Origin of the sequence: Streptomyces xanthophaeus (assembly GCF_030440515.1) — a bacterium.
GTDB lineage: Bacteria > Actinomycetota > Actinomycetes > Streptomycetales > Streptomycetaceae > Streptomyces > Streptomyces kutzneri.
In genome coordinates this window covers 894,490-906,863 of record NZ_CP076543.1, presented here as the reverse complement: position 1 = coordinate 906,863, position 12,374 = coordinate 894,490, and the positions used below count along the sequence as shown (strand labels likewise).

Below are 12,374 nucleotides of genomic sequence, written 5' to 3'. Positions count from 1 at the left end.
CCTCGCCGAGCGGTGCTTCGCCCAGTCAACGGACGCGCGTCCCGCGCCGGTCGCCGTGGCGGAGGGAGGCACGACGTCGCGGCGGCATTGCGACGGATGGGGCGGTATCCGGTGACTGTGTCGCCGGATACCTGACCGACAGCACTCAGGCGGTGGTGGTCCTGCCGGCCACCACCGCCATCGTCGCCGCAGGGAAGGCCTGTTCGCCGGAATTCGGCACACCCGGCGCGCTCGCCAGGCTCGGCCAGGACCGGCCCAAGACCCTCGTCGCGGCGGACGCGCACCGCTACGGGGCAAGGAAACCGCGGTCACGCCCGCCGGCCCGGCCAGGTCGGGCACCGGGCCGCCCAGGACGGCCTCGAAGACCGTGCTGCTGAGCCGGCGCAGGTCCGCCAGGGCCTCGATCTCGACCAGCCTGCCCTCGCGCAGGATCGCCACGCGGTGGCAAAGGTCCTCGACCTCGTCCAGCATGCCCGCAGGCTCGGATAGAGCCGCAGACGCTCGATTCGCGGTACACCGACGGACCTGACGAACCACGCGACTCTCGGCGGCGACGCTGCGCGGCGCGGGACTCAGGCTGCGTCGCTTGCGATGGACGGTCGCCTTCGCGGGCCGAACGCGGAATCGAAGGGGCGGCAGTGCGTGGTAGGCACGAGCAGATACGACGCCCCTGAACCTGCGACCGAGCAGGGGCCGGTCCGTCCCGCTCCGAGGGCGTCGTACGGGGGAGGACCCTCGAGGTTGTCGAACACGTAGTAGCGGGGCAGCTCGGCCCAGGCGACGAGCTGGAGGTGTGCGCGGACCGCGGCGCTTTCGACGGCCTGGCGGTGCGTCGCCCGACTGGTCATGCTGCTCTTGCAGTCGATAAGGAGGTCGGGAGTCCAGCGGAGGGAGCTGTCGGCCTTTCGGAGTGCGGCTTGAACAGGCTGGGTGAGGACTCCCTGCCCCCACGGGTTGACCCCCCATCCGCGCGCGGTCAGTTCCTCGGCGATGGGCTGCTCGTGGGCGTCCCCCACGGCCTTTCTCCTCTGAATGCTCGGACTGAGGTGAAGTGTTGCGCAGCTCGCTCCGGTCGAAGCGAGAGCCGGATGCAGACCAGCCAGGCGCAGCCCCGCAGGACCCGTCCGTCTGCGTTCGACGGCGTCCGCCTGAGTCCGGCTGTGTCTCACTGCGTCCGCACAATGTTGACCGAAAACCGCCCAGGCCCCGGCTCGTGAACCCGTGCGAGATGCCTGTGCTGCGCCGTCCTCCAGGGCCCCTGGCCAGTGCCGCCAGACTGCCTCTAGGTAGCCGGCGATTACGTGGTTCGCGCGGTGCTTGACGATGGACCGTCCGGCGCACGTGATTGGCGCTACCTCCGGCCTCTCCACGGGGCGCTGTCAAACCCGGCGCACGCCTTGAGCGTGCTCGCAGCGAAGGTTGTCCTGAATGGATGCGCGAAGACCTTTGCTGTGCGCGATTCCGGAATCGTGTCTCGATCATTTCCATTGCACCGAACCTGAACGTATCCGTACCCTCATCTCAATGTGTTGACGGAGACAAGTAGCCACGGATCACACGAGCAGAGAGAGCCGCCGGTAGCTGTGAAGGCGGACTCGTGTCCCATGGTGAAGACCCTCCCGAGCGCGGGGAGGAAAGGCCCTCGGGTCCAATGCCCCGCCGGTTCGCCCCCGTCATCGGGCTGAATGAGGCCGCCGCTGGATGGCGGTGGCAAAGGCGTGGTGGCACCGCGAGTACCCTTCTCGCCCACGCTTCCAAGGGATCATGACGACGCCCCTGGAGGGCTGCGATGATCCACACGACTAGCCGCGTACTGGCTTCTGACCTACGCGCACACCTCGACCAGACCGTCACCGTCTCCGGCTGGGTGAACGCGCTCCGGCTGCAGCGCAAGATGCAGTTCGTCATCCTGCGGGACCACTCCGGCATGGTCCAGGTGACCCACAAGCGCGACGGCGGCCCGCTCGAAGCCGTCCTCGAATCGCTTACCCCCGAGTCCGCCGTCCGGATCACCGGCCGTGTCGTGGACGCGGCGCAGGTCAAGCTGGGCGGCCTGGAGCTCGTCCCCGAGACGGTCGAGGTGTTGAACCGGGCGGAGACGCCCCTGCCGATCGACGAGCACACCGGCCCCGAGCACCGGCTCGACTGGCGGTTCCTGGACGTGCGTAAGCGGGCCACCGCGCAGATGGTGTTCGCTGCGCAGACGACCCTGGAGCAGGGGCTGCGCGAGTACGCCATGGAGAACGGCTGCACGGAGATGCACACGCCGAAGCTGATGGGCACCGCCTCGGAGTCCGGCGCGGAGGTGTTCAAGCTCGGGTACTTCGACCGGTCGGCCTACCTCGCGCAGTCGCCGCAGTTCTACAAGCAGATGGCCGTGGCCGCCGGCATCGACCGGGTCTTCGAGATCGGCCCCGTCTTCCGGGCCGAGCCGTCGTTCACCTCCCGGCACGCGACCGAGTTCACCGGCGTGGACGTCGAGCTGTCGTGGATCGACGACGTCGAGGACGTGATGGCGTTCGAGGAGCGGATGCTCGCCCACGCCATCGCGAAGGTCGCCGAGGTACACGGTGAGGCGATCCGGGAGGTCTTCGGGATCGAGGTCGTCGTGCCGGAGGCCCCGTTCCCCCGGATCACGATGGCCGAGGCACAGGAGATCCTGCGGGCCGGCGGGTGGGACCCGGAGGGGGTCAAGGAGGACCTGGACCCGGAGGGTGAGCGTGCCATCGCCGCCCACATGAAGGGGCTCACGGGTCACGAGTTCGTGTTCATCACGCACTACCCGGCCAGCATCCGGCCCTTCTACCACATGCGTCCGGCGGACCGGCCGGACCTGACGCTCAGCTTCGACCTGCTCTGGAAGGGCCTGGAGATCACCACCGGGGCCCAGCGTGAGCACCGCTCCGACGTGCTGCTCAAGCAGGCCGAGGAGAAGAGCATGAACACCGAGCCGATGCAGGACTACATGAACATCTTCCGGTTCGGGTGCCCGCCCCACGGCGGCCTCGGCGCCGGCCTGGGCCGGATCCTGATGGTCCTGCTCGGCCTGGACTCGATCCGCGAGGCCGCGTTCCTGTTCCGGGGACCGAACCGCCTCACCCCCTGAGCCAGGGGTACACGCACCGCTGCCCCACCGCCTGTCTGGCGGTGGGGCAGCTGGGGCTCGCTCAGTACCGGGTGTGGCCCAGGTCGAGGGTCCACGCCTCGGCGGGGTTCTTGTCCCAGTGCTCGCGCAGGGCCAGCTCGCGGTCGGCGTAGCGGCCACGGCGACACAGGCCGCCGTGGGAGAGGGTGACGCTGAGCGCGAGCGGCGATTCAGTGGTGACCCAGTGCGCGGTCAGGGCGTGGCTCCACAGCTGGTCGCCCGGCTGCATCGTCACCGACTGCCGGTCCGCCTCGCTATGCGGCGGGGGAACCTCGGCTGTGGTCTCACCGAGGACCGCGGCAGCGGGGGACAGGTGCTTGTCGGGGTTGTGGTAACTGTGGAAGGTCTTGACCCCTTGGACCTGCCACACCAGACCGTGCGAGTTGTCGTTGTGGTAGGTCGAGGCTGCGCCCTCGGTGGACAGGAACAGGATCGGTGCGCACCGCTGCCACGTGAATCCCTGCGACGACAGATAGGTGCGCCAAGGCACCATGACCTCGTCCTGGAAGCCGGCCAGGATCTCGCCGTAGAACCGGGCGAGGTTGAAGTGCACCAGGCGGAACGGCCACGTGGCGATCTCCTCGACCGGGGCCGTCCGAAACGCGGCGGTGCGCTCCATGCGCACCGCCCAGTCGTCCTCACCGAGGACCGTGAACCGCACTTCCTCGTCCCGGCGGACGTGGTCGAGAATGTCGATCGCAGGCAGGAACTGATAGTCGAACGGGACCTGCATACGGAAGTTCGGCGGTTGCCTCCAGCGGCTGTCGAAGTCGTCGGGATCGGTGACGGAGACCGACGGTTGCACGTGGACCTCCAAGGTCAGGCCGCCGCGCAGTCGCGGGACGCGGGGCGGCAGATGGCGGCGCAGTCGGGGACGACGCGGTCCGTGGCCTGCGCGTCGAGGAAAGCTCTGATCTCAGTACGTGGGGCATGAACACTGATCTCGGATGCGCCATAGGGGCAGCGCCGCACCTCACCCTTGGCGGACATGTAGAGGGTTGCCGACCGGCACGGGTGGCTCTCCTCCTCGGACAGCTGCATCCGCCGAAGATCGTCGAGGTAGGACCGGTATCCGTTGGACAGGAGGAAGCGCTGACCGAGTGCCGCCGTATCGCGCGCCCGCTGCCTCAGGGAATCCTGGACCGATCGGTTGTCCCGGCTGAGGGCGTCTTCCGAGAGGAGAACCGGGCTCAGCTGGACGTCGATCCCTGTACCCGCCACGAGGCCGGCGAGCTCGGCGACTTCCTCGTCGTCCACATCCCAGTAGGTCAGGTGCAGGACCTTCGACGGGGTGTCCACGGCACCCAGAGTCGCGACGGCCGAGGCCGCGCTCCGGGTGGTGCGGCCGAGCTTCATCGCGCCCTGCGAGTCCGCCGAGACGGTCACGTTGGTCAGTAGGTGACCGACCTCCACGAGGGCGGTGACCTCAGCCTCCGAGCGGGCCGAGGTCACCATGGACACCGTCATGCCGAACTGGAGGGCCAGGCGTACGAACTGCCTGAGGTCCGGGTGATGGGTCGGCTCACCACCGGTCAGGCACACGCCCGTGACGGCTCGGCGTAGCGAGGACACTGCTGCGGGTGTCGAGGCGCTCTTCGTGAACCATTTCTGTCCATCGATCAGGACTCCGTACGAAACGCATCCGGAGTCCTGGTCGGCGAAGGTACGAAAGATCGTTCCGATGTCCGCAAGGTAGGCATCGAATGCGGTCACGTGCGCGACGTCAAGCAGGGGGTGCGGCGTCATGCTCGTGATGGTGCCAAGTCTGGTCCCACGTGGCAGGGAGTTTCCCGTTCGACGTATCGGGATCCCCTGGCGGCGTGCCAGACCGGAGCGCCTCCCATGGTGATGGTCCAGCCCAACGCGTTGTCGCGCGACAGCTCCCCAACCCCACGAACTCCGCGGCCAGGGTCCGCAGGAAGCCCTTCCCGTTGTGGACGAAGAGCCGCTGCCACGGGTGTGGTGGCGGCTGCCCACCGGTCTGCTCGGCCTGTTCCTCCTGCACCCCAACCCTGCGCGCGCTCGCCTACGCCCGCGCGCGGCCGGCGACTACCACACGCCACCAGGTCACTGTCGCTCTCACCCGCACCCCCGGCCTGCCTGCTCCACCGCGCACGGCGGAGCGAGGCACGCCGACGAGTCCAATTCGGTGAATGCGGCGGGCTGGTCGGGGTGGAGTCGGTCGCGGCGCGGGCATCGGCAGGTCCCGCTCACCTGGAAACCGCGAGGGAGAAGGCAGCCTGCAGGCACGGACTGTCTTTGCGCCCTCAGAGCAGTCCGCCATAGGCGGCCATGATGATCTCCATTCCGCGGTTGTCCTCCTGCCGGTCCCGGTCGATCATCTGGTTCATGACATAGGCCACCGTCATGCGTGAGTGGGGATCGCTCATGACCAGCGAGCCGCCCCAGCCGCCCCAGCCGAAGGTGTTGCCGAACTTGCCGAAGCCCACGGTCCAAGACATCGGCGTCCGCAGGACGCGGTCGTCGCCGTGGAACACCTCCTGCCACGCGGGCTCACAGCCCTGGGGGGACAGCAGTCGCACGCCGCCGGCCGATCCTCTGTTTGTCAGTACCGACTGGGCGAGGGCGACGGACCGAGCGTTGCCGAACCCGTTCACCGCAGGGATCAGCGCGCGACGCCAGGTCACGGAGTTGACGTCCCTGACCCGAATCGCGGCACCGGTGTACTCCCGGCGTGCGCCGTCCGGTCCGGTCGGTGCGCTGGAGGCGTACTCGTCGGTCATTGACGGCGGCGGGATGAGCGGTGCGACGCGGTGGTCATGCTCCGCGGAGAGCCCCATGTGGAAGTCCGCGCCCAAGGGCTTGGCCACCTCTTCGGCGAAGAACTCGCCGAGACCGCGGCCGGTGATGCGGCGGACGATCTCACCGACAAGGAACCCGAAAGTGAGCGCGTGATAGCCGGCGGCCGTTCCCGGCTCCCATTCGAGCGCCTGCGCGGCCAGTCCTGCCGTCACGTTCTCCCAGTCGTAGAGTGCCTCGACTGCCGTCAGCCCAGCCAGGTCCGGCAGTCCCGCGGTGTGCGACAGAGCGTGCCGTACCAGCACGCTCTCCTTGCCGGCCACGGCGAACTCGGGCCAATAGGCAGCGACCGGCGCGGACAGATCGAGCTGGCCCCGGTCGGCCAGGATCAGCGCACACAGGGCGATCATGTTCTTGGTCGTCGAGTACACGCCGGTGAGGGTGTCGCGTTCCCAGCTGACGGAACGGTCCGCATCGGCGTACCCTCCCCAGATGTCGACCACCGGCTCGCCGTCGACGTAGACGGCCGCCGAGGCACCCACATCGTCCTTGCCGAGCAAAGCTGCAAGTGCCTCACGGACTGCGGCAAACCGCGGCTCGCATACTCCCTCAATATCAGTCATGGGCTTAGCCTTAGGTAGCGCCAGGGCTTCCTGCCTGACAATTCCCGCACTGGTTTTGTCGGGCGGGGCGCGATCGAATTCTCTCAACGCCATCACGACGGCCTGACGGCCGCGCGGTCGACGACGCCCGTCTCCACCCGCGGCCGGCCGACAGCCGGGACGGCGCCCGAGACCGTAGCGCCGATGACCGCCGAGGCTCCACACACGGCGAGCGACTCCGGCTTGGGCTCGGGTGCCGGCCGATGCGGCTGGGGCTGGTCGGCAGGGCGGGCGTTCCTGCAGCGGCGACACAAGCAAGAAGGACGGATGCACGTGCTGGAGCGGCTGAATCGGGCACTGGACCACCTGGAGGCCTGCCTCGACCGGGAGGTCGACATGGCTGAGGTGGCCAGGACCGCCGCGGTGTCGGAGTACCACTTCCGGCGGCTGTTCTCCGCGCTCGCAGGGATGCCGCTCCCGGTCTATGTGCGGCGCCGGCGGATGACGCTCGCCGGAGCCGAGGTGCTGGCCGGGGAACTGACGCTGCTCGACGTCGCGGTGCGGTACGGGTACGGCTCGGGCGAGGCGTTCGCCCGGGCGTTCCGATCGGTGCACGGCATCGGACCGGGCGAAGCCCGGCGCACGGGCGCAGTGCTCACGGCACAGCCGCGCATGTCCTTCCGTGTCGTCGTCGAAGGAGGTACGGCCATGCGATACCGGATCGTGGAGAAGGAGTCGTTTCGTGTCGTCGGCAGGAAGGCCCGGGTCCCCCTCGTGCACGAAGGGTTCAACGCGGCCGCCGCGGCCCACATGGAGAGCCTGGACGAGCAGACGATCGTACGGATGAAAGAGCTGGTCCACCGGGAGCCGGAGGGGGTCCTGTCGGCGGTGGTGCACCTGACCGACAGCCGGGAGGAGGGCGCCGAGGTGGACTACTGGATCGGCGTGGTGACCGGTCCCGAGGCGGCCGCCGAGGAGCTCGACGCCCTCGACGTGCCAGCCGGGACCTGGGCGGTCTTCGACAACCACGGGCCCTTTCCGAGCGCCCTCCAGGAGCTGTGGCGCGATGTGTTCACGCAGTGGTTCCCCTCGAACCCGTACGCGAGCAGGCCAGGTCCGGAGCTCCTGCGAACGCAGCCGGTGGAGATCGGCGCGGAGACCGACTCCCAACTGTGGATCCCTGTCGAGCGGGGCAGCAGCGGGAGCGCCGGGGCGTGAACTCCGTCACCTGAAGTCACCCTCCGCACAGAAGGTGACGCCGAGTTCGTCGTCCTCGTTGATCAGGACGGCAGCGCGCGCCCGAGAGGCTCATCGCCGACTCCGCACAGCCGTGCCAGCACCTCGCGGGTGACGCGGCTGGTAGCTTTTCCACCTCCAGTGACCCCAGAAGCCAGCTCGGATCCTGGCCGCAGTGGGAGGCTCGAGCACTCTTCCTCTTGTGGAGTCCCTCCGATGGCTTCATCGCTTTCCGCTGCCCAGGCTGTCGATTTCCCGGTGGGACGTGTTGATCGGGGGCTGATCCGCGTACCGGCGTCCTCGGGGAAGGCTTCCCCGAGGGCCTCCGTCACCCGCTCCTCAGTGATCGCGGCCGTGTCCGGCCGCGCGGGCCTTGGCCGAAGATCAGGCCGGTGTAGGAGCGGGTGAGACAGGGCGGCTTCTTGGCGGCGTGTTCCGCGAAGGCCTGCCAGGTGCGGTGGGAGACGTCGAAGCGGAACTTCTGGAGGATGCTTCCCAGCTCCGGCGGGCATTGCGACGCGTCTTCTGACGGGGGTTGCAGGGGCCTCGGTGGGGTGATCAGTGCCGGCTGTTCAGGAACCCGATCGCGACCGCGCCCCACCAGGCAATTTGGGATACAGATGCCGTCACGGCGCCGCGGATCATCAGTGGGCGGGGGACGGGGCCGCGGTCGACGGCGGCCAGTCGGCGGTGCAGTGCGGACGCCTGGACGCCGTTGAGGGAGAGGACCAGGACGAGGCCGAGTTTGACGCACGTCATCGGTGAACTGAGATCGGGGTGGAGGAAGGCGCCGCTGAAGAGCAGGCCGCCGAGGCCGATCCACACGGGTATGTGCAGAGGAGCGGTGAAGTCGAGAACCTCACGAAGGGTCTTGCGGCCGGTGAGCCACAGGGCGCCGTAGTAGTCGATGGCGAGTACCGCGCCGAAGCCCAGGATCAGAGACGCGAGGTGCACGAACAGTGCGGCGGTGTGAAGGGTGACATCGGCGCGTAGGTGCAGCGCGATCCATGTGGTGGCTGCCCACCCGACGCATACGGCGAGGGATGCCGCTGCGTTCCCGCACCACGAGGGGAGCTGGAGGAGTTCTGCTTCCCGTCCAGGTCTTCGTGGGGTGGCGGTGGCATCGGCGGCGGACATGCTGCTCCATGGATCGTGTGCGGGGTGTACTCACACCAGCGAGGAGCGAGCGAAGGTAAGGCTGGCCTAAGTGTCAAGAATCGTCAAGGTGACCGTCCGCACAGTGGACCGGCGCTGTGTGCCCCGCGCTCACCGGCGCGGCCGGTTCGGTACACCGGCCGAGGTGCCCCGCCGAGGCCGGGGGCCGGAGCCAACGCAGCGTCGGGTCGCACGGTCGGGGGCCCCGCGCACGGGAGAGTGCGGGAGGGCGCCACGGAAGGAGGATGGCGAGGCGAGCGGTGTGATGAGCGGGCAGGAGCGTCCTGGCGTGGCGACGCCGGGCGGCGAACTCGGAGCCGTGACGACCTCGGGGCCGCTGCGCTGGCGGACTCCGCGAGGTCCTCGACACTGCCATCAGTGCTGAGGAACCCCGGCGTCGCCACTTGTGGGCCTCACGGCACGGGGAACTCCGGGCGCTGCCCTGGTGGACGCGGCCGGCGACCCGGACGATCCCCTCGTGCTGGGCGTGGGATCCCATACGGTGTGGCGCCGCCTTGTCCGCCCCTCGGTGGGCCGCTACCGCGTCGCGCACCAGTGCCCGCTCCGCGTGGATGATCTCCGGCAGCGTCGCGCGCGTGCGACAGGGTGATTGTCGACCGGGGAGCGAGCCATGGCGTTGATCGGATCGGCCCGGTCCAGCTCGATCCGCCCCTTCTCCAGTTCGGACACCCACCCCTGAGTCCGCCCCAGTGCGGCGGCAAGGCCGGCCTTGGCCACGGGGATCTCAACCTGCAGAAGCCCACCGCGACGCGTCGTCGGCTCGCTCTGAGGCGATGTCAGTTGGGGCTTCTATGCTGGTGGTTCGGGGTGCCGGGAAGATGTCTGGGGGGACGTCACGCCTGAATGGCTGCTCGCTGTGCTGATTCCGGCCGGTCTGCTTGGAGTGGGTGTCTGCACCTTCCTGATCTGGGCTGCGCTGGGTACGGACAGGCCGGTGGAACACCACTCGTCGATGCCCAGCAGTTGGAAGGGCCCTGAGGGTGGGGGCTGAGGCCGGCACGCGAGTCGGTCCCCGCCTGCCGGCAGTGACGCCTGCGGAGGTGTCGGCTGAACCTGCACAGCTACCGCTACCCGTACGGCGCGCACTGGGGCGACAAGGTCGACGAACTGACCATGTAGCACCCCACTGTTACCCGAGCCCCCGCACTGACTACGGTGTGGGGGCTCTCCCCATGCTGCACCCGAGGAGCCCGCGTTGATCACACGCCGTCTGCTGCTGACCGCATCCCTCCTTGTACTGGCCGGATGCTCACTGGAGGACCATCCGAAGGGAGAGCTCGCCGTACCCGACCGTCTTACACCCCAGCCCCACGGGTTCTACCACCAGGACGAGGCCAGGGACGGCGAACTCTTCAAGACATGGGCAGCCTCCGAGAACAACTCGGACTGGTCCGTCGTGAGTCACGTGAAGGCGGTGCAGCGCGTGGTGGAGGGAGACGCGGTGTACGCCTACATCCACACCGACCTGAACCCGAAGAAGGACGACCCCGACACGCAGGACCAGGCGATCGGAGAGGCGTACACACAGTGGCCTCAGCGTGCCACGGACGCGGTCCGGATCGGTGTCTTCGACGCACAGGGCAAGCGCATGGGAAGGGCCATGATGGTGGAGCCTCAGCGAAGCTGACGACAACACCGGTATCTGCGATGCCATCCGCACGAAGCGACGCAGCGTACCGGCGATCGGTGCTCGACAGCAGCGCTCAGGTTCCCGGTTCGTGTGCCGGATCGCTGCTGCCCGCGGCGCGTTGCCAGTCCCGGTAGGCGGCAACGGCTGTGGGGAGCGTGGGGAAGATGCGCTTCGGGCCGATCTTCGCTGTCAGCCCGTAGGCGTCGAGGGGGCGGCGCAGGTCCTGCTTGACCCGGGCGAGCGCGAACGTGATGTCCCGTTCGGCGAGTTCGGCACGCAGGGCCTCGACAGCGTCCAGGGCGGTGATGTCGACCTCGACGTTGGCTTCGGTGTTCAGGACGAACCAGTGCACGGGCTCGTCCTGGGCCGCGACCGAGGCCAGTGCCCGGCGGCGGAAGTCCTCGGCGTTGGCGAAGAACAGCGGCGAGTCGTACCGGTAGATGAGGAGACCGGGAACGGTGCGCGCGGTCGGGTAGTCGTCGATGTCGTGCATGCCGGCCAGCCCGGGCACCATGCCCTCCACCGCATCGTGCGGCCGGGCGACCCTGGTGAGGAGTTCGGCGACGGACAGCGCCACCGCGAGAAGTACGCCGTACAGGATGCCGAGGGCGAGGACGCCGAGTCCGCAGCCGAGGGCCAGCAGGAACTCGCGGCGGCGGAAGGATGCCAGCCTGCGGAACTCGCTCACCTCGATCAGGCGTACGGCGGCGTAGACGACGATCGCGCCGAGGGCGGCGGACGGGGTGTGGGCCAGCAGCGGGCCCAGGAAGAGCAGGACGGCGGCCACGCAGCCGGCGCCGACGAGGGAGTACGCCTGGGTCCGGGCGCCGGCGGCGTCGGCGAGGGCGGTGCGGCTGGCGCTGCTGCTGACGGGAAAGCCGTGCAGGACGCCGGCGCCGATGTTGGACACGCCGAGCGCCAGCAGCTCGCGGTTGGCTGCCAAGGGATGCGGATCGTCGTGGCGGGCGAAGGCGCGCGCGGTCAGGACGACGTCCGAATACCCGACGAGGAGCACTCCGACGGCAGGCAGAACCAGGTCGGCGTAGTCCGACGGATCGGGCAGGGCGAAGCCGGGAAGGCCGGTCGGGACCACTCCGATGACGTTGATGCCGTGGTTCGCGTCGAGGGCGAAGCCCGCCACCACGGCGGTGGCGAGCGCCAGCACGACGAGGGGCCCGGGCAGCGGTCGCCACATCAGGGGCAGGGCGAACAGCAGGGCGAGACATCCGGCGGCGAGCACGACTGTGGGCCGGTGCACGTCACCGAGGTGGTGGAGGAAGAAGGTCAGCTGGGGGAAGAAGCCCGATCCGCTGCCACTGGTCCCGGTGAGGCGGGGAAGCTGGTCCACGATCATGATCAGGGCGACACCGGCCAGGTAGCCGACGAGGACCGGCCGGGAGAGGAGATCGGCGAGGAAGCCGAGCCTGACGGCCCATGCGACGAGGCAGAGCACGCCGACCACGACGGCCAGGGCCGCCGAGAGCAGCGCGTAGCGCGCGGGGTCGCCGGCCGCCAGCGGGCCCACGGCCACGGCGGTCATGAGGGCGGTGGTCGATTCCGGGCCGACGGACAGCAGCCGGGAGGACCCGCTGAGGGCGTAGAGGACCATGGCCGGGAGGGCGGCCCAGAGACCGACGACCGGCGGCAGGCCGGCAACGCCGGCGTAGGCCATGACCTGCGGTACGAGATAGGCGGCGACCGTGATGCCGGCCAGCACGTCCCCCCGGAGCCAGGCAGCCCGGTAGCCGTGGAAAGCAGGCGGGACCGCCACGGTCCAACCGCGCGTCGCCATGGCACCTCCGGGACTCCTGTGGGTGTGTGCCGC

8 protein-coding genes are annotated in these 12,374 nt (G+C 69.1%); 3 read left to right on the top strand and 5 right to left on the bottom strand.

Translation table 11 applies throughout. The features are described 5' to 3' along the window. Nucleotides 1–1,789 precede the first annotated feature (1,789 nt). The gene (aspS, locus tag KO717_RS04035) at nucleotides 1,790–3,106 is read left to right on the top strand and encodes an aspartate--tRNA(Asn) ligase (protein ID WP_301364483.1); all 1,317 of its coding nucleotides are present in this window, start codon (nucleotides 1,790–1,792) and stop codon (nucleotides 3,104–3,106) included. A gap of 61 nt (nucleotides 3,107–3,167) precedes the next feature. Here aspS and KO717_RS04030 read toward each other — a convergent pair whose 3' ends face one another. The 3 genes from KO717_RS04030 to KO717_RS04020 form a co-directional block, all read right to left on the bottom strand. Next, entirely contained in the window at nucleotides 3,168–3,950 is a 783-nt protein-coding gene (locus KO717_RS04030; RefSeq protein ID WP_301364482.1) for a hypothetical protein, read from the bottom strand. Nucleotides 3,951–3,964: 14 nt separating this feature from the next. Further along, nucleotides 3,965–4,891 carry a radical SAM protein gene (locus tag KO717_RS04025; RefSeq protein WP_301364481.1) on the bottom strand — a complete coding sequence of 309 codons (927 nt, stop codon included), beginning with the start codon at nucleotides 4,889–4,891 and terminating at the stop codon, nucleotides 3,965–3,967. Nucleotides 4,892–5,412: 521 nt separating this feature from the next. Next, nucleotides 5,413–6,528 carry a serine hydrolase domain-containing protein gene (locus tag KO717_RS04020; protein ID WP_301364480.1) on the bottom strand — a complete coding sequence of 372 codons (1,116 nt, stop codon included), beginning with the start codon at nucleotides 6,526–6,528 and terminating at the stop codon, nucleotides 5,413–5,415. Nucleotides 6,529–6,840: 312 nt separating this feature from the next. Here KO717_RS04020 and KO717_RS04015 point away from each other — a divergent pair, with 312 nt between their 5' ends. Beyond that, nucleotides 6,841–7,725: an AraC family transcriptional regulator gene (locus tag KO717_RS04015; protein WP_301374362.1), complete on the top strand. Its 885-nt coding sequence runs from the start codon at nucleotides 6,841–6,843 to the stop codon at nucleotides 7,723–7,725. Nucleotides 7,726–8,301: 576 nt separating this feature from the next. On the opposite strand, the gene KO717_RS04010 is transcribed toward KO717_RS04015, so the two are convergent. After that, entirely contained in the window at nucleotides 8,302–8,880 is a 579-nt protein-coding gene (locus tag KO717_RS04010) for a hypothetical protein (protein WP_301364479.1), read from the bottom strand. Nucleotides 8,881–10,114: 1,234 nt separating this feature from the next. On the opposite strand from KO717_RS04010, the gene KO717_RS04005 reads away from it, so the two are divergent. Next, complete coding sequence (locus KO717_RS04005; protein WP_301364478.1) at nucleotides 10,115–10,546, top strand: hypothetical protein; 432 nt, start codon at nucleotides 10,115–10,117, stop codon at nucleotides 10,544–10,546. Between the two features lie 76 nt (nucleotides 10,547–10,622). On the opposite strand, the gene KO717_RS04000 is transcribed toward KO717_RS04005, so the two are convergent. Next, a complete protein-coding gene (locus KO717_RS04000; protein ID WP_301364477.1) occupies nucleotides 10,623–12,341 on the bottom strand; it encodes a SulP family inorganic anion transporter in 1,719 nt (572 codons plus the stop codon). Nucleotides 12,342–12,374: the final 33 nt, after the last annotated feature.